Below are 21,841 nucleotides of genomic sequence, written 5' to 3' on the forward strand. Positions count from 1 at the left end.
TGGGAGCGGTGAGAGTGGAGCAGCCCGTGCCGACCGTGGTGCCCGAGCGGCACCGCGTCGCCGTCGTCGGAGGCGGCGCGAGCGGGGTGCTGACCGCCCTGCAGCTGCTCACCACCTCCGGGGACTCCGCGCTCTGCGTGACCGTCCACGAGGCGTCCGGGGTGCTCGGCCGCGGCATCGCGTACGGCACCTCCGACCCGCGGCACCTGCTCAACGTGCGTGCCCGCCACATGAGCGCCTTCGCCGACGTCCCCTCCGACCTGCTCGACTGGGCCCGCCGCGCCGGCCGCGACCCCGACCCGCAGGGCTTCCTGCCGCGGATGGAGTACGCCGCCTACCTGCAGGACACGCTGGCCTCGGTCGCCGACCACCGGCTGACCATCAGCGCCGGCCGCGTGGACGACGTCGTCGCCGTGCCCGGGGGCTTCGAGCTGCGCACGCGCGACCGGGTGAGCACGGCCGGGACCGTGGTGCTGGCCTCCGGCAACCAGGCGCCGCAGTCGCTGACCGTCGCCGGCGCCGACCTCGCCGGCCTGCCCGGCCACCTGCCCAACCCCTGGGACCTCGGGGCGCTCCGCGCGCTGCCGGCCGACGCCCACGTGGTGGTGGTCGGCACCGGGCTGACCGCCATCGACACGGTGATCACGCTGCTCGAGCAGGACCCCGGCCGCCGGGCGGTCATGGTGAGCCGACACGGGCTGCTGCCCTTCGGCCACATCGAGCAGCAGTCGACCGCGTGGGTGACCCGGGTGCCCGACGGGCCGCTGACCGCCGACGGCCTGGCGCTGCTGGTGCGGGAGCAGGTCGAGGCCGCACGCGCCCAGGGCGTCGACTGGCGCAACGTGGTCGACGGGCTGCGCGCGCCGACCCCGTCGATCTGGCGCCGCCTCGAGCTCGAGGAGCGCCGCCGGTTCCTCGACCGCTACGTGCGGGACTGGGAGATCCGGCGCCACCGGATGGCGCCGGAGGTCGCCGAGTGCATCGACGGCTACCGGCGCGCCGGCCGGCTCACGGTGGTCGGTGGGGGCATCGCGGACGCCGACGTCCGCGGCACCCGCGCCGAGCTGCGGCTCCCCGCGCTGGCGGAACCGGTCGTCGCCGACGCCGTCGTCAACTGCACCGGCCCCCTCACCGACGTCAGCCGCAGCGAGGACCCGCTGCTCCAGGCGCTCCAGGCGCGCGGCCTGGTCGCCCCCGACCCGCTGCGTCTGGGCATCGACACCACCCCCGCGGGCGAGGTCGTGGGCGCCGACGGCGCGGTCGTCGACGGCCTGCTCGCGGTCGGCCCGCCGCGCAAGGGCACGCTGTGGGAGTCCACCGCGATCCCCGAGATCCGCACCCAGGCCGCCGAGGTCGCCCGCCTCGCGCTGGCCCGCGCGACCGCCTGAGACTCGCACCGACGCGCCGGGGTCTCGACTCGCGGCCACGCCCTCGCAGGCTCGGGCGTGCGCTCGCTCGACCGGCACAGCCACGTCCGGGCGCTCGTTCCTCGCGCCCGGACGGCCTGCACCCAACCCTCCACCAACCCGGTGCTCCCTAGCGTGACCTGCGCCACAGCAGGCCCACGTCCCTCCAGGGAGAGTCCATGACCCGGATCAGCCTCACCGTCGACGGAGCGCGCGTCTCCGACGACGTCGAACCCCGCATGCTGCTCGTGCAGTACCTGCGCGAACGCCTCGGCAAGACCGGCACTGTCATCGGGTGCGACACCAGCAACTGCGGTGCGTGCACGGTGCACCTCAACGGCACGAGCGTGAAGTCGTGCAATGTCCTGGCCGTGCAGGCCGACGGCGGCGAGGTGACCACCATCGAGGGCCTGGCGAAGGACGGCCAGCTGCACCCGGTGCAGGAGGCGTTCCGGGAGTGCCACGGCCTCCAGTGCGGCTTCTGCACGCCCGGGATGATCATGCAGAGCGTCGACCTCCTCAATGAGAACCCGCACCCGACCGAGGAGGAGATCCGCGTCGGCATCGAGGGCAACCTGTGCCGCTGCACGGGCTACCACAACATCGTCCGCGCGGTGCAGCACGCCGCCTCCCAGACGCAGGGGGCCGACGCATGACCGCCACGCAGGAGCGCCCCGCCGACGAGGTCGAGCGCGAGATCGGCCGCGACCGGCGCCGCAAGGAGGACCAGCGGCTGATCACCGGCCGCACCCGCTGGACCGACAACATCCAGCTCCCCGGGATGCTGCACCTGGCGATGGTGCGCAGCCCGTTCGCCCACGCGAACATCGTCAGCATCGACACCAGCGCCGCGAAGGAGGCGCCCAACGTCGTCGCGGTGCTGACCGGCGCCGACTTCGGCGAGGAGCTCGGCGTGTGCATCAACGCCTGGCCGATCACGCCCGACCAGGTGACGCCGGTGCACTCCCCGATGCCGAGCGACCGGGTCGCGTTCGCCGGCGAGATCGTCGCGGTCGTCGTGGCCCGCAGCGCCGCGGAGGCCCGCGACGCCGCCGAGCTCGTCGACGTCGAGTACGACGAGCTGCCGGCCGCCCTCGACCTCAAGGAGGCCGCGGCCGACACGGCACTGGCCCACCCCGACCTCGGCACCAACAAGTCCGCGCTGTGGGTCTTCGACTCCGGCGAGGCGGGCACCGGCGCTCCGGTCGAGGACGCCATCAGCAAGGCCCGCACCGACGGGATCGTCATCGAGCGCGAGTACCGCCAGCAGCGCCTCATCCCCGCCTTCATGGAGCCGCGCTCGGTCGTGGTCGACCCGACCGGCGAGCAGTACGTCATGTACTCGGCCACCCAGATCCCGCACATCCTGCGCTTCGCCCTGGCCGCGACCACCGGCGTACCGGAGTCCAAGGTCCGCGTGATCGCCCCCGACGTCGGCGGCGGCTTCGGCGGCAAGCTCCAGGCCACCCCGGAGGAGTGGATCGCCTGGGCGGTCGGCCGGCGGATCGGCAAGCCGGTCAAGTACACCGAGACCCGCTCGGAGTCGCTCGTCTCGGGCCACCACGGCCGCGACCAGTGGCAGAAGCTCACGCTGGCGGCCGAGAAGGACGGGACCGTCACCGGGCTCAAGGTCGAGCTGCTCGCCGACCTCGGGGCGTACGTCGCCATCGTCGGCGGCGGCGTGCCGGTGCTCGGCGCGTTCATGTTCAACTCGATCTACAAGTTCCCGGCCTACCACTTCGCGGTGCAGACGGTCCTGACCAACAAGACCTGGACCGACGCCTACCGCGGCGCCGGCCGGCCGGAGGCGACGTACGCCATCGAGCGGCTGATGGACGAGCTGGCCGCCGAGCTCGGCGTGGACCCGCTGGAGGTCCGGGAGAAGAACTGGATCAAGCACGAGGAGTTCCCGTTCACCACGGTGGCCGGCCTCGAGTACGACTCCGGCAACTACGAGGCCGCCACCGCGCGGGCCAAGGAGATGCTGGGCTACGACGAGCTGCGGGCCGAGCAGATGGCGCGGCGTGCCTCCGGCGACCGCGTGCAGCTGGGCATCGGGGTCTCGACGTTCACCGAGATGTGCGGGCTCGCTCCGTCGCGGGTGCTCGGGCAGCTCGACTACGGCGCCGGCGGCTGGGAGAGCGCGAGCGTCCGGATGCTGGCGACCGGCAAGGTCGAGGTCGTCACCGGCGCCTCGGCGCACGGCCAGGGCCACGAGACGGCGTTCAGCCAGATCGTCGCCGACCGGCTCGGGGTGGCGTTCGAGGACGTCGAGGTCCTGCACGGTGACACCCAGGTCGCGCCCAAGGGGCTGGACACCTACGGGTCCCGGTCGCTGGTCGTCGGTGGCGAGGCCCTGGTGAAGGCGGCCGACAAGGTCATCGAGAAGGCCAAGCCGATCGCGGCGCACCTGCTCGAGGCGTCGCCGGAGGACATCGAGTTCGCCGGCGGCCGGTTCTCGGTCCGCGGCACCGACCAGGGGATGGCGATCGGTGAGGTCGCGCTCGCGACCTTCGCCGCCCACAACCTCCCCGACGGCGTCGAGCCGTCGCTGGACTCCGACGCGACGTACGACCCGGTCAACTTCAACTTCCCGCACGGGACCCACCTGTGCGCGATGGAGGTCGACACCGAGACCGGCGAGCTGACGATGCGCAAGTACGTCTGCTGCGACGACATCGGCAACATCATCAACCCGCTGATCGTCAGCGGGCAGGTGCACGGCGGCCTGGTGCAGGGCATCGCGCAGGCGCTGTGGGAGGAGGCGGTGTACGACGACAGCGGCACCTTGGTGTCCGGGTCGTTCGTCGACTACCTGCTGCCGACGGCGGCCGACACGATCAGCTTCGAGATCGACCACACGACCTCGCCGAGCCTGACCAACACGCTCGGCACCAAGGGTGTCGGTGAGGCGGGCACCATCGCGTCGACGCCGGCCGTGGTCAACGCGGTCGTCGACGCGCTGCGGCCGATGGGCGTCACCGACATCCAGATGCCGTGCACCCCCGAGCGCGTGTGGAAGGCGATCCAGGGCGCCGGTGCCGGCGGGTCGACGGAGGGGGCGGCGATGCCGCACTTCGATGCCGACGAACCCGGCACCTCGAGCACGGAAGGAGCCGGCGCATGATCCCGGCACAGTTCGACTACGTCGCCCCGACGTCGGTCGAGGACGCGCTGGCCGCGCTCGCCGAGCACGGCGACGACGCCAAGATCATCGCCGGCGGGCAGAGCCTGCTGCCGGTGCTGCGGATGCGGCTCAACGCGCCGGAGATGATCATCGACCTCGGCCGGATCGAGTCGCTGCGTGGCATCCGCGACGACGGCGACGCGATCGTGATCGGCGCGATGACGCCGCACGCGGTCGTCGGCTCCGACCCGCTCGTCGCCGAGCACGCCACGCTGATCTCCAAGGCGGTCGAGCACCTCGCCGACGCCCAGATCCGGCACCGGGGCACGTTCGGAGGCGCGCTCGCCCACGCCGACCCGGCAGGGGACCTCGGGGCGCCGGCGCTCGCCCTGGGGGCGCAGTTCGTGATCCAGGGCTCCGGCGGCACCCGCACGGTCGCGGCCGACGACTTCTTCGTCGACCTCTTCGAGACCGCCATCGGTGACGACGAGATCCTCACCGAGGTGCGGGTCCCCAAGCACACCGGCTGGGGCGCCCACTACGAGAAGTTCGTCCGGGTGGCCCACCAGTGGCCGATCGTCGCCGTCGCGGCGACCGTGCGCACCGAGGGCGGCGCCATCGCCGAGGCCAGGGTCGGGCTGACCAACATGGGCTCGACCCCGGTCCGTGCGCGGGCGACCGAGGCGGCGCTCGCCGGACAGCCCGCGACCGAGGACGGCGTACGCGCCGCGGCCGAGCAGGCCGCCGAGGGCACCAACCCGCCCTCGGACCTCAACGGCGAGGCCGACTACCGCCGTCACCTCGCCCGGGTGCTCACGCGGCGCGCGGTCGTCGCGGCGGCGGGAGGCTGAGGCGTGGAGCTCACCCACAGCTTCACCGTCCCGACGGGGGTCGAGGAGACCTGGGCCCACTTCCAGGACATCGCGCAGGTCGCGGAGTGCTTCCCGGGGGCCACGGTCACCTCGGTCGGGGACGACAGCTTCTCGGGGTCGGTGAAGGTCAAGCTCGGACCGATCGCGCTGGTCTACAACGGCTCGGGCACGTTCGTCGAGAAGGACGACGCCGCCCATCGGTTCGTCGTGGACGCCAAGGGCAAGGACAAGCGCGGCAACGGCACGGCCGGCGCGCTGGTCACGCTCACCATGGCCGAGACCGACGGGGCGACCTCGGTGGAGGTGGTCACCGACCTGGCGATCACCGGCAAGCCCGCCCAGTTCGGCCGCGGCGTGATGCAGGACGTCTCCGACAAGCTGCTCGGCCAGTTCGTCGACTGCCTGCACCACCGCCTCGCCGAGGGCCAGGAGGCGCCCGCCGCCGCCGAGCCGGCCTCCTCCGAGCCGTCTGCGGAGTCGGCCGCCGGGATACCCACGGACGAAGTGCAGGCTTCCGGGCCCGAGAAACCTGCAGAACGTCCGTGGGTATCCCCCACGCCCGCCCCGGCGGCGCCGGGGCAGGACGACGCGCTGGACCTCGGGGCGGCGGTGCTGCCGGTGCTGGCGCGCAGCTACTGGAAGCAGGGGGTCGGCGTCGTCGCCGTGCTCGCCCTGCTCTGGTGGCTGGTACGCCGGCGGCGCGACTGAGACCCGCGGCGACGTCATACGACCTGGTCGTCCCGGCGGCCAGGTCGTATGACGTCTCCCGGTGACCCGGCGGGAGGTCATCCGGGGTGGTTGTTCGGGCGACCGACTCGTATGACGTCCCCCGGGCCGCCGGCGCTGACCCGCGCCGCACCGCCCCGGGTGCGGCGGCTCGAGGAGGCGGTCAGTCGGTCGCGGCGCTGATCGTCTTCGCCGACGACGAGGAGAGCTCGGCGGGGTCGAGCTTCGTCGGGGCGCGCACGCCGTTGACCGCCGGGGTCAGCTGGGGCTCCAGCCGCAGCACGGCGATCACGCCGACCAGCAGGCAGCCGAGGACCAGCGAGCCGATGTAGACCGCGCCGAGGTCGTGGTCGACCAGGAACCCCGCGACCGGCGGCGCGATGATCGCGGCGAGCTGGAAGGCCCCCGAGCTGAGCGCGTTGTAGCGCCCGCGCAGCTCGTCGGGCGCCAGCTCGTTGACCAGCGCGGGGATCGTCGGCTGCAGCAGCGTCTCGCCGAAGGCGAACACCGACGTGCAGGCCGCGACCAGGAGCGTCGCACCGACCGTCCCCGACACCAGGCCGGTCGCGCCGAGCAGCAGCCACGACCCGGCCCACACCACGCCCATCACCGCGATCACCCGGGTGCGACGACGCCCCTCGATCCGCTGCAGGACGAACAGCTGCAGCACCACGATCACCAGCGTGTTGGCCGCGAACGCCAGCCCGAGACCCTGCGTCGACACGTCGCCGACGGCTCGCGCGTACGCCGGCATGCCGGCGTTGAGCTGGGAGTAGCCGACGTAGGAGGAGACGAACGACAGCAGCATCAGCGTGCCGACGGCCGGCCGCCGCGCGACCTCGAGGTAGCTCAGGCGGGGCGCCGGACGGCTCTCGGCGTCGTCGGGTGCCGGCACCGGTGCGGCCCGCCCCGCCACGTGGCGCAGCGGGACCAGCAGCAGGAAGAGCGCGGGCAGGTAGGAGATCGCGTCCGCGAGGTAGATCGTCTGGAAGGTGACGAGCCGCTCCACGTCGACGAACAGGCCGCCGACGATGCCGCCGATCCCGATGCCGAGGTTGAGCAGGGTGAAGTTCACGCCGAAGTACCGCTGCCGCAGCTCGACCGGCACGACGCTCGCCACCAGCGTCTGGAAGCCGGGCCAGGTCACCCCGAAGGCAGCGCCGGAGAGCAGCAGCGCGCACGCCGCGGCGGCCTCGGTCGAGGCGAAGGCGAGCAGCGTGTTGGCCACGACCTGCAGGACCAGGGCGCCGAGCAGGATCCGGCGCGCGCCGAAGCGGTCGATCGCCGCTCCGCCTGGCCCCACGACGAGGAAGCCGACGAGCGGGGAGAGGCCCAGCAGCAGCCCGACGTGGCCGAGCCCGAACCCGCGTACCTCGTGCAGGTAGACGACGTGGAAGGGCAGCACCAGGCCGGTGCCGATGAACTCGAACACGACGACCGACAGCAGCAGCCGGCCCTCGCGGGGCAGGTCGTGCCAGAACGACGCGAGGGTGGGCTTGGCAGCGGGTGTGGTCGACGAGCTCATATCTAGACCAGTCTCCCAGCGGCCACCGACAGAGCGCACGCGGATTCCCGACACCGTCGTCGCACCCTAGGCTCAGGGCCGTGAAGCGTGTCGTGGGCTACCTCGTCGGCATCGCCGTCGTGGTCGCGGTGGTGCTGGTGCCGGCGGTGATCTACGGGATCAACCTGTCGTCGGAGGACACCTCCGAGCCGACCACGATCACGTCGTACGTCGCCGACTTCGACGTCGACGCCCACGGCGACATGGTGGCGACCGAGAAGCTCACCGTGGACTTCCCGGTCAGCGGCCGGCACGGCATCTTCCGGTTCTTCGACCGCGAGGACCCGAACGACCCGAACGTCCGGCTGCAGCCGCACGACATCGAGGTCACCGCGGACGGCCGGCCGGTGCCGGTGACGCTGCTGTCCCCGGGTCACGGCCGCTACGTCAACGCGCGGATCGGCGACCCCGACATCACCCTGTCGACCGGTGAGCACGTCTACGTCATCCGCTACCAGATCGACGGCGTGCTCTCCGAGGGCTCGGGGGGCACCCCGACGCAGTTCTACTGGAACCTCGTCCCCGGCGGCTGGAAGCAGCCGATCGAGAAGACCGACCTCACCGTGCACCTGCCGGTCGCGGCGCAGGACGTGCAGTGCGCGGTGGGCAGCGGGTCGCAGGGCGGGTGCAAGGCGCGCGGCGAGGGCACGACGACCCTGCGCGTGCGCACCGGCTCGCTGCCGCCCCAGACCCCGGTGACGGTCAAGACCGGCCTCGACATGCCGACCCCGCCGGCGGGGACGTCCCTGCCCTGGTCGCCCCGGTTCGACCGGGTGCTCGGCACCAGCACGGCCGGGCTGGACGTCGTCCTCGGCCTCTCGGTGCTCGCCGGCGCCGGCGGCTACCTGCTGGCCCGCCGCACCCGCGAGAAGGACCCGCAGTTCCCGCTCATGTACGCCCCGCCGGAGGGGATCGGGCCGGCGCAGGCGGCGTACCTCGTGACCGAGGACGTCGACGACGAGCAGTACGTCGCGACGCTCCTCTACGCGGCCGAGCGCGGGGCGGTCGAGCTCGGCAAGGACGGCGACGACTGGACGATCACCGACAGGAACGGCCCGGCCGGCTGGGCGGGCCTGGACGAGGTGACCTCGCGGGTCGCGCACCTGCTCGGGGGCCCCGGCACCACCTTTGTCGCGCGCCGCAAGGACGTCGCGGCCGGCAAGCGCCTCAAGAGCGAGATCGACGGCTTCGAGTCCCACACCAAGTCCTGGGCCAAGCGGCACAAGCTGATGGTCAGCAGCGGCCTCGGCGGCTGGGGTTCGCTGGTGGTCCTGGGCTGCGTGATCGGCCTCTTCGTGCTGGCGACCTGGAACCCGCTGCACATGAGCGCGCTCGCGCTGATCCCGGGCCTGTTCGCCGTCTTCGGCGCCGGGCTCGCGGCGACCGGCGCAGGGACCAGGCGGACCGCGGCCGGCCGCGACCTCTGGTCGCGGGCCGGCGGCTTCCGCCGGATCCTGTCCACTCCCTCGGCCCAGGACCGCTTCGACTTCTCCGGGCGCCAGGAGCTCTACACCGCGTACATCCCCTGGGCGGTCGCCTTCGGCTGCGCCGAGCAGTGGGCGGAGAAGTACCGCACCGAGATGGCGACCGAGCCGCCCGTGCCCGACTACTTCCCCCACTACTACGCCGGCCTGGGCGCCGGTGCCGCGGTCAGCTCGATGGTCAGCGACTTCAACTCCACGGTCAGCTCGGCCATCTCCTCCTACGAGGCCACCCAGCGGTCGTCGTCCTCCGGCGGCGGGGGCGGCTTCTCCGGCGGCGGGGGCGGCGGCGGCGGGGGCGGCGGCTCGTGGTGACACCGCTGCGTCGTCCAGACTTGTCCTGACCCATCCATCGAGGAGTCCAGATGCTCATCGCCATCATCGTCATCGTCGTGGTCGTCGCCCTGGTGGGCTTCGTCGTCGTCGGCTTCAACAAGCTGCGCACCAGCGACATCGGCGCCCAGGAGGCGCTCGGCGGCATCGACGTGCAGCTCACCCGGCGCGCCGACCTGATCCCGAACCTCGTCGAGACCGTCAAGGGCTACGCGGCGCACGAGAAGGGGGTGTTCGAGGCGATCACGGCGGCCCGGGCGAGGGTGCAGGCCGCGGCCAAGGGCGACGACGTGCCGGCCAAGGCCGCTGCCGACGCCCAGCTGCAGGGCGCCCTGATGAACCTCAACGCGGTCGCGGAGAACTACCCCGACCTCAAGGCCAACCAGAACTTCCTCGACCTGCAGGGTCAGCTGGCCGAGACCGAGAACCAGATCTCGTTCGCCCGGCAGTACTACAACGACGCCGTCGCCACGCTGAACAAGCTGACGCAGACCATCCCGTGGATGTTCTTCACCGGGATCGCGAACGTGCACAAGCGCGACTTCTACGAGGCTCCCGAGGGCCAGCAGCAGGCGCCCGAGGTCTCCTTCGAGTAGCGGCCCGGGCGAGGGAGGGGAGTCGCCCGGACGGGTGGCGTGACCCGCCTCGGGGCGGGGTACTCGGCCGACATGCGCCTTCCCGTTGCTCGCGGCCCGCTGACCGAGGAGCTGTTCCGCGCGCTTCGGTCCGGCCCGGAGGACTTCTTCAGCGTCCTGGCCACCGCGCCCACCGCGGGCGGTGAGGACGCCGCGCTCGCGCTCTGGGTCCTGCACGAGCTGCACTACCGCGGCTTCGACGACGTCGACGACGCGATGGAGTGGGACCCCCAGCTGATGCGGGTCCGCGCCGTCCTCGAGCGTGACCTCGAGGCCCGGCTGCGGTCCCGGTTCGCCCGACCCGAGGGGCTGTCGTTCGTCGACGACTTCCTGGGCTGGGTCGACCAGCAGGACGGGGCGTCGGTCGCCCGGCACGTCCACCGCGAGGCCGACCGCGAGCAGGCGCTGGAGCTGCTGCGGCTCCGCTCGGTCTACCACCTCAAGGAGGCCGACCCGGTCGCGTGGCTGGTGCCGCGCCTGGGCACCCGCGCCAAGGCGGCGCTCATGGAGCTGCAGTACGACGAGTACGGCGGCGGCGACCCGAACCGCCTGCACCACCGCCTCTTCGAGATCGGGATGGCAGCGAGCGGCCTGGACGCGTCGTACGGCGCGCACGTGGACGCCGTCCCGCTCGAGGTGCTCGAGCAGAACAACGCCGTCTCCCTGCTCGGCCTGCACCGCCGCCTGCGCGGTGCGGCGCTGGGCCACCTCGCCGCGTTCGAGGCGACCAGCTCCCTGCCGTCGCGCCGGATGGCGCAGGGCCTGGAGCGTCTCGGCTTCCCGGCCGAGATGGTCGGCTACTACGCCGAGCACGTCGAGGCCGACGCCGTGCACGAGCAGCTCGCCGTGCGCACGATCGTCGCGGCCGTGCTCGAGGAGGAGCCGGAGCTCGAGGAGGACGTCTGGTTCGGCGCGTTCACCTGCCTCGACCTCGAGGACCGGTTCGCGCGGACGCTGCTGGCCCGTTGGGGCGTCGACGAGGAGCAGGTCGCGTGAGCGGTTCGACGCCGATCCCGCACCCCGACGTGGTGCTGTGCCCCGGTGGCCCGATGCTGCTGCGCGGCAAACACGTGGTCGAGGACGCCCAGGGCCGGCCGCACGAGACCACCCGGCCGGTCACCGCCGTGTGCCGCTGCGACCGCTCGCAGTCCTTCCCGTGGTGCGACGGCACCCACAAGGTGCTGCCGGACAAGCTCCGGCCTGCCTGAGCGCGCTGCGTCGGCTCCCTCAGAGGAGGTCGAGGCGGACCAGCACGCCGCGGTCGCACCAGCGGACCTCGTAGATCACCAGGTCGTCGTCGTGCATCCGGTCGCGCAGGGCGTCGACCTGCTCGACCGTGCCGAGCTGGATCAGCAGGCTGCCGCCGGGCAGCAGGTGCCGGCGTGCGACGTCGACGCACGTCCAGGCCACCGCCATGCCGTCGGCGCCGCCGTCGATCGCGAGCACCGGGTCCTCCGGGTAGCGCAGCACCTCCTCGCTGCGCACCCACGGCGGGTCGGCGACGACCACCGCGAACCGCTCGCTGTCGCGCAGCACGTCGTCCATCGCGCCCTCCCGCACCTGCACCCGGTCGGCGAGACCCGCCTGCTCGGCGTTGTGCCGGGCCCACTCGCACGCTGCCGGGTCGAGGTCGACGCAGACCAGCGGCCGGGCCGAGCCGACCACGGCGAGCAGTCCGATCTGCCCGGCGCCTGCACAGAGCTCCAGGACGGCGCCAGGCGGTGCGGTGGTGAGGACCTCCGCCGCCCACGCCGACTGCGCCTCGGTCCACGGGCGGGGCCGCAGCACCCGCCCGTCGAACGTGATCCGGAGCGGGCCGAACCCGATCGTCTCCGTCTGGGTCCCGGTGCCGGGCCGGGTGGGCGTGGCAGTCATGCGGGGGCGGTACCCCGCCGGGTGCCCGGTTACGCAGGGGTTCGGAGGAATGTCGGTGCAGAGGAAGCAGTCCACACCAGCCCCACCCGCACCAGCGGACGGGCACTCCCTGACGTTGTCGGGCGTTGCAACCCCCGACAACGTCAGGAATCCCCGGCTGACCGGGGATTCATCCCACCGTCCGATCACCCCCGGGGCCGGCGCAGCTCAGAACACGTGGAGGGGGCGGAACTGCACGGAGATCCGGGGGCCGGCGTGGGCGACCTTGGGGACGGCGTGCTCCCAGGTGCGCTGGCAGGAGCCGCCCATGACCAGCAGGTCACCGTGCGCCATCTCGACCGAGACCGAGCCACCGCCCAACCGGGGTCGCAGCGCGAGTCGCCGGGGGTCGCCGAGGGAGACGATCGCGACCATCGTGTCCTGCGTGCGGCCCCGGCCGATCGTGTCGCCGTGCCACGCGACGCTGTCGCGGCCGTCGCGGTAGTAGCAGCAGCCGGCCGTCACGAACGGCTCCCCGAGCTCGGGACGGTAGTGCGCCGACAGCGCGCCCCGGGCCCGGTCCAGCGCCGGGTGGGGGAGCGGCTCGCCGACGCCGTACGTGTGCAGGAGCCGCGGTACGTCGACCTCGCGGTCGTACATCTGCCGGCGCTCGGCCCGCCACGGCACGTCCCGCACGAGCGTCTCGAAGACCTCGTCGGCCTCGGGTAGCCAGGTGCGGCACACGTCGACCCACGCGCCGCGGGAGAGGGTCCGGCGCTCGATCCCGCCGAAGCCGGGCGCCCCGGCGGGCGGCGCCTCGAAGAGCGAGCCCTGGAAGTCCATGCGGTCGAGCATACGCGTGGATCGAACACCTGTTCGATATCCTAGGGGGTGAGTCAGGGGCGCCTCGGGGTCGGATCGTGACGAATGTCCATGGCAGCCGCGGCGCCGACCCGCGAGGCTGGACCCATGACCGCGCCGATGACCCACGCCGAGGCCGGAGCCCCCGACCTGGCTGCCCGCGTCCGCCACCTGACCAAGACCTACGGGACCGGCGACGCGCTGGTGACCGCGCTGGACGACGTCACCCTCGACGTCGTCGCCGGGGAGTTCACCGCGGTGATGGGCCCCAGCGGGTCGGGCAAGTCCACGCTGATGCACTGCTGCGCCGCCCTGGACACGGCCGACTCGGGGCAGGTGTTCATCGGCGACCAGGAGATCACCGGGCTCAAGGACAAGGCGCTGACGCGGCTGCGCCGCGACGAGATCGGGTTCGTGTTCCAGTCGTTCAACCTGGTCCCGACCCTGACCGCGCAGGAGAACATCACGCTGCCGCTGGCCATCGCCGGACGCAGCGCGGACCGGGAGTGGTACGACACCGTCATCGCGACGGTCGGCCTGGGCGACCGGCTCTCGCACCGGCCCAACCAGCTCTCGGGCGGGCAGCAGCAGCGCGTCGCCGTCGCGCGGGCGCTGGCCAGCCGGCCGCGGATCGTCTTCGCCGACGAGCCCACCGGCAACCTGGACTCCCACTCCGGCGCCGAGGTGCTCGAGCTCCTGCGCCGCAGCGTCGACGACCACGGCCAGACGGTCGTGATGGTCACCCACGACCCGGTCGCCGCGGCCTACACCGACCGGGTCGTGTTCCTCGCCGACGGCCACGTGGTCGAGGATCTGCGCGCACCCACGCGCGAGCAGGTGCTGGAGGTCATGAACCGGATGGCCGAGCCCGCCGCAGGCGACACGCCATGATCCGCGCCGCCCTCAAGAGCCTGCTGGGGCGCAAGCTGCGCCTGCTGATGAGCACCTTCGCGATCGTGCTCGGAGTGGCGTTCGTCGCCGGCACCCTGATCTTCTCCGACACGCTCAACCGCAGCTTCACGGCGCTGTTCGACTCCACCGTCGGCGACGTCGTGGTCCGCCCGGAGGGTGGTACGACGGCCGACGGCGCGCCCTCGAGCGTGACCCTCCCCGCCAGCCTGCTCGAGCAGCTCCGCTCGGTCCCCGGTGCGGCCCGGGTCGACGGCAACGTGAGCGCCACCGGGGTCTTCGTCGTCAGCGCCGACGGCAAGGTGGTCAGCGGGTTCGGTCCGCCGGCGATCGGGAGCAACTGGTCCGACGCGCCCGCCGGGCACGGACTCCGGGGCATCTCGATCATCTCCGGGCACGCCCCGCACGGGCCGGACGAGGTCGTGCTCGACGAGCGGACCGCGGACCGCGCGGGCTACCAGCTCGGCGACCAGGTGGAGATCATCCCCTCCACGGTGGCCGCCCCGGGTCGCGGCTCCGCCTCGCCGCAGGCCCCACCGGCCCGCCTGCAGCCGACCCTGGTCGGGATCGCCGGGTTCCCCGAGGGCGGCTCGCTGAACGGCGCGACCTACGCGGCGTTCGACACCCGGACCGCCCAGGACCTCTTCGTCGGCGGCGAGGACGTCTACAACGACGCCTGGGTCACCGCCGAGGACGGCGTCTCCCAGGCGCAGCTGCGCGACGCGGTCGCGGCCGAGCTGCCGGACGGCGTCGAGGCCGTCACCGGCGACCATGCGGCCGACGAGTCCGCCTCCGACCTGCTCAAGGCGGTCTCCTTCCTCACCACGTTCCTGCTGATCTTCGCCGGCATCGCCCTGGTCGTCGGCGCCTTCCTCATCGTCAACACGTTCTCGATCCTGGTCGCCCAGCGCAGCCGCGAGCTGGCCCTCCTGCGTGCGCTGGGCGCCTCGAAGCGTCAGGTCACCTGGTCGGTGCTGCTCGAGGCGTTCGTGCTCGGCGTGCTCGGCGCGACCGTCGGCCTCGGCCTCGGCGTGCTGCTGGCGCTGGGGATCCGGGCGCTCTTCGCCAACTTCGGGCTCGACCTGTCCGGGCAGTCGCTGATCTTCGCGCCGCGCACCTTCCTGGCGGCGTACGCCGTCGGCGTGCTGGTGACGATGGCGGCGGCCTGGCTGCCGGCCCGGCGGACCGGCCGGATCGCGCCGGTCCAGGCGCTGCGCGACGACGTGGCGCTGCCCGAGTCCTCGCTGCACCGCCGCTTCCTGGCCGGCACCGCACTGGTCCTGGTCGGCCTGGTCGTCCTCGCGCTCGGGCTCTTCAGCGACCTGCCGCACGGCGGCTGGCTGACCGGTGCGGGCGTCCTCGCGATCCTGCTCGGCGTGGCCGGCACGAGCCCGGTGATCTCGCGGCCGTTCCTGGCCGGCGTCGGCGCCCTCTACGCCCGCCTCTTCGGCACCGTCGGGCTGCTCGCCGGCCAGAACGCGCTGCGCAACCCGCGCCGCACCACCGCCACCGCCTCGGCGCTGATGATCGGGCTGGCGCTGGCGTGCACGATGGCCATCGTCGGCAACTCGGCCAAGGCGAGCGTCGACAAGACGATCGCCGACAACTTCGTCGGTGACTACATCGTCAGCAACGTCGTCGCGGCCGGGTTCACCCCCGCGATCGGCGACCAGATGGCGACCGTCGACGGCGTCGAGCGGGTGGTGCGCGAGCGGTTCCAGCGGGTGAAGCGGGACGGCGACACGATGGCCGTGGCGGCCATCGACCCCCAGGACGTGGACCGGTTCCGCCTCGCGGCGGTCGCGGGCGACCTCGGCGGCCTCGCCGACGGCGCCGTGCTGGTGCAGCAGTCGTGGGCCGACGACCACGGCGTGGAGGTGGGCGACGACCTCACCTTCGACATGCCCGCGGGCACGCGCACCTACCGGGTCGCGGGGATCGTCGAGGACAACCCGCTCCTGGTCGCGCCGGTCGCGATGACCCTCGACGACCTCACGGCCGCGGGCTTCCCGCCCAGCGACAACCTGCTGATCCTGTTCACCGACCACTCGCCCGGGATCCAGGACCGCCTCGACGCGGTCGTCGCCGACCTGCCCGTGGTCACCGTCAAGGACCAGGGGGAGTTCGCCCACGAGCAGCGCGCGCCGATCGACCAGCTGGTGCTGATGATCTTCGCGCTCCTCGGCCTGGCGCTGGTGATCGCGGTGCTCGGCATCGTCAACACGCTGGCGCTGTCGGTCATCGAGCGCACCCGCGAGGTGGGGCTGCTCCGGGCCATCGGCGTGAGCCGGCGCCAGCTGCGCTGGATGATCACCCTGGAGTCGGTGGTGATCGCGGTGCTCGGCGCCGTGCTCGGGGTCGTGCTGGGCATCGGGTTCGGCATCGCGCTGATGTACGCGCTGCGCGACCAGGGGCTCGAGGTGATTGACGTGCCGTTCGGCCAGCTGGGGGTCTTCCTGGTCCTCTCGGTGGTGATCGGGGTGCTCGCGGCCGTGTTCCCGGCGCGGCGTGCCGCCCGCCTCGACGTGCTCCAGGCGATCGCGACGGAGTGACCGCCGGGCCCCTGGCAGCAACCTGCCAGGGGGCGGTTTTACCCAGATCCGGGGACGCGGGCAGTCCGATGAAACTACCCTTCGGCCGTGGACGAGTTGCTGGTGACCGAAGGTCGTGCGCTCAAGCACGTCCAGGTCCGCGAGTACGTCCGCTCCCTGGTCACCGGGGCGGCACCGGGGTCGCCCGCACCCAGCGAGCGTGAGCTGGTGCACCGTTTCGGGGTCGCCCGGATGACGGTGCGGCAGGCGATGGACGCCCTCGTGGTGGAGGGGCTCCTCGAGCGGATCCCCGGGCGGGGCACGTTCGTCGCGCGCCCCCGACGCACCACGAGCCGGTTGACCAGCTACACCGAGGAGATGTCGCGCCGCGGCATGCTGGCGGAGTCGCAGACACTGCTGGCCCGCCGCGAGCAGGCGGGCCCCGGGGTGGCGCGGGCGCTGAGCCTCACCGAGGGCGACGCGGTGATCCACTGGCGCCGGCTGCGCCGCGCCGACGGCGTACCCATGTGCGTCGAGGACGCCTACCTCAACGAGGTGCTGATCCCCGGGTTCCTCCAGAGCGGGATGCCGACCAGCCTGTACGACGCCCTCGAGTCGCGCGGGCTGCGCCCCACCTGGGCCGAGGACTCGGTCAACGCCGACATCGTCAGCGAGGAGGAGGCCGAGCTCCTCGAGGTGCCGGCCGGCAGCGCCGTGCTGCGTCACAGCCGCCGGGCACTGTCGGGCGAGAAGGTCGTGGAGGTCTCGCGCACGGTCTACCGGGCCGACCGGTTCACGATGTGGATCCAGATCGGGTCCGAGGGGTAGCGCTCCTCCCCACGACATCTCGGTCGCCAGAGAGCCGTCGCGCCGACTAGCCTCCGGCCGTGACCCCGGCCGACCTGCTCGCTGCCTACGACGCCCAGCTCCGGCTGGACGCGGAGATGACCGGTGCCCGCAGCTGGCACCGCCACGGCCCGCTCGTGCGCGGGGTGTTCGGCAGGGGTGGCTTCGTCTCCTACCGCGACCTCGGTGACCTCGACGGCGCCCGGCTCGACGCGCTGGTCGCGGAGACGGTGGCCTGGTTCCGCGACGAGACCGACGTGACCTCCTTCGAGTGGAAGACCCGGGGCCACGACCGTCCGGCCGACCTGCCCGCGCGCCTGGTCGCGCACGGCCTGGAGCCCGACCCGGCCGAGACCGTGATGGTCGGCCGCGCCGAGCTGCTGGACCGGCCCGTCGACCTGCCCGACGGCATCACGCTGCGCCGGGCGGGTGCCGGCGGCGACCTGGCCGCCGACGTCGTGAGGGCGTCGCGGATGCAGGCCGAGGTCTTCGGCGGCGACGGGGGCGTCGGCCCCGCCGACCTGGTCGAGCTCCTGGCCGCCGACCCGGGCCGCCGGGGCCTGTGGCTGGCCGAGGACGCCGACGGCACCGTGGTCTGCGCCGGCCGCCTGGAGGTCGTGCCGGGCACCGAGTTCGCCGGGCTGTGGGGCGGCGCGACCGTCGCGCCGTGGCGCGGCCGCGGCATCTACCGCGCCCTGGTCGCCGCCCGGGCCCGGGCGGCCCTCGCGGCCGGCAGCGTCTACCTGCACAGCGACTGCACCGACCTGTCCCGGCCGATCCTCGAGCGCAGCGGGCTGGTCGCGGTGACCACCACGACGCCGTACCTGTGGAGGCGCGGCTAGAGACCACCCAGCGGCGCGACGACGTCGCCGGTCTCCTCGCACACCCACACCGGGTCGGGCCCACCGAGGTCGGGCTGGATGTAGAGCGCGTGCTGGGGGGCCTGGTCCCCGCACTCGAGGCAGAGCGGCCAGCGGCCGACGGTCTCGAAGAGTGCGTCCTGGACGTCCTGGGCGACCAGGCCGGCGACGTACTGCTCGCCCTCGGGCCACTGCTCGGCCCACCACCTGCGCTGCGACACCGCGTCCTCGAGGGCGGAGACCGCCGCGGCCGTGGCGTGGCGGCGCGCCTGGAGGTCGGCCAGGACGCGCGCTCGTGCGTCGAACAGCAGGCCGTTGTCCATGCTGCCATCATGCCTCGGCACTCCAGCGCGGCTCCCCGATCCGGTGCGGCGCCCGCCCTACCATGCCGACATGGGACCGGGGCTCCTCGAGGTCACCGTCCGCGACCCGCGCGACGTGGCGGGAGCGGTGGAGGGTGGCGCGGACCGCCTGCACCTCGCGACCGCCGCGTGGCTCTCGCCGGAGCCGGCGCTGGTGTCGGCGGTGTGCCGGGAGAGTGACGTGCCGGTCTTCGTGGTGCTGCGGCTCAACGACACCTGGAGCACGACCGGCGGTGAGCTGACCCGCCTGGTCGGCCTCGCCGAGGACTACCTCGGCTCCGGCGCCGCGGGGGTCTCGTTCGGCTTCCTCGACGGCGACCTGGAGGTCGACACCGAGATCTGCGCCTACCTGGTCGGGCAGCTGCCCGGCGTGCCGTGGACCTTCGGCCGCGCGATCGACGACACCCTCGACCTGCGCCGCTCCTGGCGCCGGGTCGCCGACCTGCCCGGGCTGGTCGCGGTCTGCTCGGCCGGGTCGCCCCGCGGGCTCGCCGTCGGCTACGACGAGCTGCTCGAGCTGGTGGCCGGCGACCCCGTCGTGGCCCGGACGCTGATGCCCGGTGGCGGCCTGGTGGCCGAGCAGGTGCCCTGGCTGGTGCGGGCGGACGTCCGCCAGCTGCACCTGGGCCGGCAGGCCCGTCCCGGCGGGTCGCCCAAGGCGTACGTCGACGCCGGGCTGGTCCGCTCCTGGCGGCTGCTCCTCGACCACGCCACGGAGCGCGCCGGCCGCTCCGCCGGGTGACCCCTGCTGACGACCGCTGCTGGATGATCCTCATCGACCCGCCCAACGCCCCGGGGCACGGCCGCCTCTGGTCGCACCTGGTCAGCGACACGTCGTACGACGAGCTGCACGCCTTCGCCCGCGGCCTCGGCATCCCCGCCCGCGGGTTCGACCGCGACCACTACGACGTGCCGGCCGAGCGGTACGACGACGTGGTCGCCGCCGGCGCCACCCCGGTCTCCTCCCGCGAGCTCGTCCGCCGGCTCACCGCCGCCGGGCTGCGGCGCCGCAAGCGGGGATAGTCCCTGACCATCGAGTGGTCACCACCGCGGCGAGGTCAAGTGGTCCTAGCAACGGTCATGCTGCTGCCGGTTTGGTCAGCAGTGCGTCCAGCGCTTGGGCTGGGGTCTGCAGGTTCAGGGTAGGGCGTGGTCGGGCGTTGAGGGTTGCGGCGATGCGGCGGAGGTCGGCTGCTGTGAACCTGGACAGGTCGGTGCCCTTGGTCAGCCAGTGCCGCAGGAGCCGGTTGGTGTTCTCGTTGGTGCCGCGCTGCCAGGGTGAGTGGGGGTCGCAGAAGTAGACCGGCATGTCGAGGTCGAGCTGGATCTTGTCGTAGCGGGCCAGCTCGGTGCCGCGGTCCCAGGTCAGCGACTGGCGTAGGTGCTCGGGCAGGTCGGCCATCTCGCGGATCATCGCGGCGGCGACGCTGTCGGCGTCGTGGCGGCCGGGCAGGTGCAGCAGGATCGTGAACCGGGTGGACCGCTCGACCAGGGTGCCGACCGCGACCCCGCCGGCGACCCCCATGACCAGGTCGCCTTCCCAGTGACCGGGCACGGCCCGGTCCCTGGCCTCGGCGGGCCGCTGGCTGATCTTGAACGCCTCCTTGTACGGGCTGTTGGCACGCTTCGGCGAGCCCTGGGGCTTGCGGCGGGGCCGGATGGTCGACAGCTGCCGGTACAGGTCCTTGCGCAGCTCCCCACGGGTCTGGACGTACAGCGCCTGGTAGATCGTCTCGTGCGACACGCGCTCCATGATCATGTGCGGGAAGTCGCGCTTGAGGATCGTGGCGATCAGTTTCGGTGACCAGCCGTCGTCCATCCACGCCTCGATCCGGCGACACAGCCCCGGGTTGGCGACCAACCGGAACTCCTTGGGCCGCTTGCGGGCCTGCACAGCGTTGTGGTGCGCCAGCCCGGCGTGGTAGCTGCCGTCGGGGCCGCTGTTGCGTTTGATCTCACGGCTGACCACCGACTTGTCCCGGTCGATCAGCGCACCGATCTCCTCCAGGGTGATCGGGTCGCCCTGCGCGCGTCGCCGCACGCACGCGGCGATGACCGCCCGGTCCTCGCTGGTCAGCACCCGGCGTCTGAGCCGGTCCGGGGTGGGCGGGTCCGACGCAGCCCCCGCGGTCGGCGGCGGGTCGAGCAACAGCACAACGTCCACGAGCCCGCCGCGCTTGCCGGGCATGAGCTTCAACGACACCGGAGCAGACTCGCGCCACCACTCCCACGCCGACTGCTTCGCCACGCCGGCCTCTCCAGCAGCAGCCGCGAGCGACCAGCCCTCGGCAACCCGGTCGAAGAACCGCTCACGGACCTCGTCGGACACACGTCTTCTGGGCACAACACCTCCACAAAGTCGGTGTTGCTAAGACCACTTGACTCCGCCCGCCTTCCGACCACTCGAACGTCAGGGACTATCCCGCCAGGCGGACCAGCTCGGCCGCGACGTTGACCCGGGCGGCGGACTCCCAGTGCTCCTGGCCGTGCCGGGTGGAGAAGAGGTGGGGCTTGGCGAGCAGGTCGCCGAGGATGCTCGCGCGGCCGCTCGCGAAGTCGGGGTCCGAGACGTGCGCCCACTCCCGGCGTACGGCGGCGACGTACTCGCCGTAGCGCTCGGCCGGCGCCGCGAGGATCGCGAGGTCGGCGTCGCTGAGCACCCCGCCGTTGGCGTCGCCGGCTGCGGGCCGGTGGTGCTCGGTCAGCAGCACCAGCCGCACCACCTCGTCGACCACCGCGGGCTCGACGAGCGTGGGCAGCGCCTCGGCGGCCCAGGCCGCGGAGCGCCGCTCGGCGTCCGGCTGGCCGTCGTAGACGCTGTCGTGGAACCACGCGGCGAGGACCACCGGCATCCGCTCGAACCGCTCGCCCGCGGCGCAGAGCTCGTTGACGCGCTCGAGCACCTCAGCGAGGTGCCGGCTGTCGTGGTAGCCGCGCTCGGGGTGGGCGTAGGAGGCGACCAGCTGGGCTCCCAGGGCGCGGGCGCCGGGGAGCGGCCAGGCCTCGAGCAGGTCCACGACGGACATCGAAGCAGCACCGTCGCGCTCGCGCTACGGTGGGCCACCGGACGAGAACGTGTTCTACCCCGAGGAGGTCCCGTGGCCGCGAGCGCAGCGACCGTCAGGCAGGTCGTCGAGCGGTACCTCGACCTCGTCGCGACCGGCACCGCCGACGAGATCGTCGCCCTCTTCGCCGACGACGCGACGCTCGAGGACCCGGTGGGCACGCCGGCCCGGCAGGGGGCTGCGGCGCTGCGCGAGTTCTACGCCGCCCTCGAGCCGCTCCGCGCGGAGACCCGCCTGGTGGAGCTGCGGGCGCTCGAGGGCTCGGCGGCGTTCCACTTCGAGGTCACGACGTACGTCGACGACGCGACCGTCACCGTGTCGCCGATCGAGGTGATGACCTTCGACGACGAGGGGCGGATCACCTCGATGCGCGCCTGGTGGGGCGACGAGGACATGCGGTTCGGCTGAA

General features: G+C 73.0%; 22 protein-coding genes. 16 read left to right on the top strand and 6 right to left on the bottom strand.

What is annotated here, in order from left to right; all coding sequences use genetic code 11:
* Nucleotides 1-8 precede the first annotated feature (8 nt).
* The 5 genes from ACILRH_RS04015 (at nucleotide 9) to ACILRH_RS04035 (ending at nucleotide 6,113) form a co-directional block, all read left to right on the top strand.
* Nucleotides 9-1,388 carry an FAD/NAD(P)-binding protein gene (locus tag ACILRH_RS04015; RefSeq protein ID WP_395690959.1) on the top strand — a complete coding sequence of 460 codons (1,380 nt, stop codon included), beginning with the start codon at nucleotides 9-11 and terminating at the stop codon, nucleotides 1,386-1,388.
* A gap of 197 nt (nucleotides 1,389-1,585) precedes the next feature.
* Nucleotides 1,586-2,062, top strand: coding sequence for a (2Fe-2S)-binding protein (locus tag ACILRH_RS04020; protein ID WP_395690961.1), 477 nt, complete (start codon nucleotides 1,586-1,588; stop codon nucleotides 2,060-2,062).
* Complete coding sequence (locus tag ACILRH_RS04025) at nucleotides 2,059-4,533, top strand: xanthine dehydrogenase family protein molybdopterin-binding subunit (RefSeq protein ID WP_395690963.1); 2,475 nt, start codon at nucleotides 2,059-2,061, stop codon at nucleotides 4,531-4,533. The genes ACILRH_RS04020 and ACILRH_RS04025 overlap by 4 nt, the downstream gene beginning before the upstream one ends.
* Complete coding sequence (locus ACILRH_RS04030) at nucleotides 4,530-5,384, top strand: FAD binding domain-containing protein (protein WP_395690964.1); 855 nt, start codon at nucleotides 4,530-4,532, stop codon at nucleotides 5,382-5,384. The genes ACILRH_RS04025 and ACILRH_RS04030 overlap by 4 nt, the downstream gene beginning before the upstream one ends.
* Nucleotides 5,385-5,387: 3 nt before the next feature.
* A complete protein-coding gene (locus ACILRH_RS04035) occupies nucleotides 5,388-6,113 on the top strand; it encodes an SRPBCC family protein (RefSeq protein ID WP_395690966.1) in 726 nt (241 codons plus the stop codon).
* A gap of 181 nt (nucleotides 6,114-6,294) precedes the next feature.
* On the opposite strand, the gene ACILRH_RS04040 is transcribed toward ACILRH_RS04035, so the two are convergent.
* Complete coding sequence (locus ACILRH_RS04040) at nucleotides 6,295-7,656, bottom strand: MFS transporter (protein WP_395690968.1); 1,362 nt, start codon at nucleotides 7,654-7,656, stop codon at nucleotides 6,295-6,297.
* Nucleotides 7,657-7,736: 80 nt separating this feature from the next.
* Here ACILRH_RS04040 and ACILRH_RS04045 point away from each other — a divergent pair, with 80 nt between their 5' ends.
* The 4 genes from ACILRH_RS04045 to ACILRH_RS04060 all read left to right on the top strand — a co-directional run bounded on the left by ACILRH_RS04045 (nucleotide 7,737) and on the right by ACILRH_RS04060 (nucleotide 11,352).
* Entirely contained in the window at nucleotides 7,737-9,491 is a 1,755-nt protein-coding gene (locus ACILRH_RS04045; RefSeq protein ID WP_395690970.1) for a DUF2207 domain-containing protein, read from the top strand.
* 50 nt (nucleotides 9,492-9,541) lie between these two features.
* Entirely contained in the window at nucleotides 9,542-10,105 is a 564-nt protein-coding gene (locus ACILRH_RS04050; protein WP_395690971.1) for a LemA family protein, read from the top strand.
* Between the two features lie 72 nt (nucleotides 10,106-10,177).
* Nucleotides 10,178-11,140, top strand: a complete 963-nt coding sequence (locus ACILRH_RS04055; RefSeq protein ID WP_395690973.1) for an iron-containing redox enzyme family protein — start codon at nucleotides 10,178-10,180, stop codon at nucleotides 11,138-11,140.
* Entirely contained in the window at nucleotides 11,137-11,352 is a 216-nt protein-coding gene (locus ACILRH_RS04060) for a CDGSH iron-sulfur domain-containing protein (RefSeq protein ID WP_395690975.1), read from the top strand. The genes ACILRH_RS04055 and ACILRH_RS04060 overlap by 4 nt, the downstream gene beginning before the upstream one ends.
* A 19-nt stretch (nucleotides 11,353-11,371) precedes the next feature.
* Here the strand turns inward: ACILRH_RS04060 and ACILRH_RS04065 are convergent, their stop codons facing one another.
* Nucleotides 11,372-12,019, bottom strand: coding sequence for a methyltransferase (locus ACILRH_RS04065; RefSeq protein WP_395690977.1), 648 nt, complete (start codon nucleotides 12,017-12,019; stop codon nucleotides 11,372-11,374).
* A gap of 207 nt (nucleotides 12,020-12,226) precedes the next feature.
* Nucleotides 12,227-12,841, bottom strand: a complete 615-nt coding sequence (locus tag ACILRH_RS04070) for an alpha-ketoglutarate-dependent dioxygenase AlkB (RefSeq protein ID WP_395690979.1) — start codon at nucleotides 12,839-12,841, stop codon at nucleotides 12,227-12,229.
* A gap of 126 nt (nucleotides 12,842-12,967) precedes the next feature.
* Here ACILRH_RS04070 and ACILRH_RS04075 point away from each other — a divergent pair, with 126 nt between their 5' ends.
* From ACILRH_RS04075 to ACILRH_RS04090, 4 genes are all read left to right on the top strand, one after another.
* A complete protein-coding gene (locus ACILRH_RS04075) occupies nucleotides 12,968-13,750 on the top strand; it encodes an ABC transporter ATP-binding protein (RefSeq protein ID WP_395690981.1) in 783 nt (260 codons plus the stop codon).
* A complete protein-coding gene (locus ACILRH_RS04080) occupies nucleotides 13,747-16,320 on the top strand; it encodes an ABC transporter permease (protein ID WP_395690983.1) in 2,574 nt (857 codons plus the stop codon). Before ACILRH_RS04075 ends, ACILRH_RS04080 begins: the two co-directional genes overlap by 4 nt.
* Before the next feature lie 87 nt (nucleotides 16,321-16,407).
* Entirely contained in the window at nucleotides 16,408-17,127 is a 720-nt protein-coding gene (locus ACILRH_RS04085) for a GntR family transcriptional regulator (RefSeq protein ID WP_395690984.1), read from the top strand.
* Nucleotides 17,128-17,186: 59 nt separating this feature from the next.
* Nucleotides 17,187-17,987, top strand: coding sequence for a GNAT family N-acetyltransferase (locus ACILRH_RS04090; protein ID WP_395690985.1), 801 nt, complete (start codon nucleotides 17,187-17,189; stop codon nucleotides 17,985-17,987).
* Here the strand turns inward: ACILRH_RS04090 and ACILRH_RS04095 are convergent.
* A complete protein-coding gene (locus ACILRH_RS04095; RefSeq protein ID WP_395690987.1) occupies nucleotides 17,984-18,328 on the bottom strand; it encodes a hypothetical protein in 345 nt (114 codons plus the stop codon). The two genes, ACILRH_RS04090 and ACILRH_RS04095, sit on opposite strands and share 4 nt — an antisense overlap.
* A gap of 70 nt (nucleotides 18,329-18,398) precedes the next feature.
* Between ACILRH_RS04095 and ACILRH_RS04100 the strand changes: the two genes are divergently transcribed.
* Nucleotides 18,399-19,109 (top strand): copper homeostasis protein CutC, encoded by a 711-nt coding sequence (locus tag ACILRH_RS04100; RefSeq protein WP_395690988.1) that lies wholly within the window; start codon nucleotides 18,399-18,401, stop codon nucleotides 19,107-19,109.
* Nucleotides 19,106-19,390: a DUF4031 domain-containing protein gene (locus ACILRH_RS04105; RefSeq protein ID WP_395690990.1), complete on the top strand. Its 285-nt coding sequence runs from the start codon at nucleotides 19,106-19,108 to the stop codon at nucleotides 19,388-19,390. Before ACILRH_RS04100 ends, ACILRH_RS04105 begins: the two co-directional genes overlap by 4 nt.
* Nucleotides 19,391-19,445: 55 nt before the next feature.
* Here ACILRH_RS04105 and ACILRH_RS04110 read toward each other — a convergent pair whose 3' ends face one another.
* Both ACILRH_RS04110 and ACILRH_RS04115 read right to left on the bottom strand, forming a co-directional pair.
* The gene (locus ACILRH_RS04110; RefSeq protein WP_395690134.1) at nucleotides 19,446-20,696 is read right to left on the bottom strand and encodes an IS30 family transposase; all 1,251 of its coding nucleotides are present in this window, start codon (nucleotides 20,694-20,696) and stop codon (nucleotides 19,446-19,448) included.
* An 88-nt stretch (nucleotides 20,697-20,784) separates the two neighbouring features.
* Entirely contained in the window at nucleotides 20,785-21,393 is a 609-nt protein-coding gene (locus ACILRH_RS04115) for a hypothetical protein (RefSeq protein WP_395690991.1), read from the bottom strand.
* A 72-nt stretch (nucleotides 21,394-21,465) separates the two neighbouring features.
* Between ACILRH_RS04115 and ACILRH_RS04120 the strand changes: the two genes are divergently transcribed.
* A complete protein-coding gene (locus ACILRH_RS04120; RefSeq protein WP_395690993.1) occupies nucleotides 21,466-21,840 on the top strand; it encodes a nuclear transport factor 2 family protein in 375 nt (124 codons plus the stop codon).
* Nucleotide 21,841 lies beyond the last annotated feature (1 nt).

Source organism: Nocardioides sp., from assembly GCF_044226765.1.
In the GTDB taxonomy this organism is placed as follows: Bacteria; Actinomycetota; Actinomycetes; order Propionibacteriales; family Nocardioidaceae; genus Nocardioides.

Coding starts and splice junctions, on each gene's coding strand:
- ACILRH_RS04020 (WP_395690961.1), top strand. CDS start 1,586: ATGACCCGGATCAGCCTCACCGTCGACGGAGCGCGCGTCTCCGACGAC.
- ACILRH_RS04025 (WP_395690963.1), top strand. CDS start 2,059: ATGACCGCCACGCAGGAGCGCCCCGCCGACGAGGTCGAGCGCGAGATC.
- ACILRH_RS04030 (WP_395690964.1), top strand. CDS start 4,530: ATGATCCCGGCACAGTTCGACTACGTCGCCCCGACGTCGGTCGAGGAC.
- ACILRH_RS04040 (WP_395690968.1), bottom strand. CDS start 7,656: ATGAGCTCGTCGACCACACCCGCTGCCAAGCCCACCCTCGCGTCGTTC.
- ACILRH_RS04050 (WP_395690971.1), top strand. CDS start 9,542: ATGCTCATCGCCATCATCGTCATCGTCGTGGTCGTCGCCCTGGTGGGC.
- ACILRH_RS04055 (WP_395690973.1), top strand. CDS start 10,178: ATGCGCCTTCCCGTTGCTCGCGGCCCGCTGACCGAGGAGCTGTTCCGC.
- ACILRH_RS04065 (WP_395690977.1), bottom strand. CDS start 12,019: ATGACTGCCACGCCCACCCGGCCCGGCACCGGGACCCAGACGGAGACG.
- ACILRH_RS04070 (WP_395690979.1), bottom strand. CDS start 12,841: ATGGACTTCCAGGGCTCGCTCTTCGAGGCGCCGCCCGCCGGGGCGCCC.
- ACILRH_RS04075 (WP_395690981.1), top strand. CDS start 12,968: ATGACCGCGCCGATGACCCACGCCGAGGCCGGAGCCCCCGACCTGGCT.
- ACILRH_RS04080 (WP_395690983.1), top strand. CDS start 13,747: ATGATCCGCGCCGCCCTCAAGAGCCTGCTGGGGCGCAAGCTGCGCCTG.
- ACILRH_RS04095 (WP_395690987.1), bottom strand. CDS start 18,328: ATGGACAACGGCCTGCTGTTCGACGCACGAGCGCGCGTCCTGGCCGAC.
- ACILRH_RS04100 (WP_395690988.1), top strand. CDS start 18,399: ATGGGACCGGGGCTCCTCGAGGTCACCGTCCGCGACCCGCGCGACGTG.
- ACILRH_RS04115 (WP_395690991.1), bottom strand. CDS start 21,393: ATGTCCGTCGTGGACCTGCTCGAGGCCTGGCCGCTCCCCGGCGCCCGC.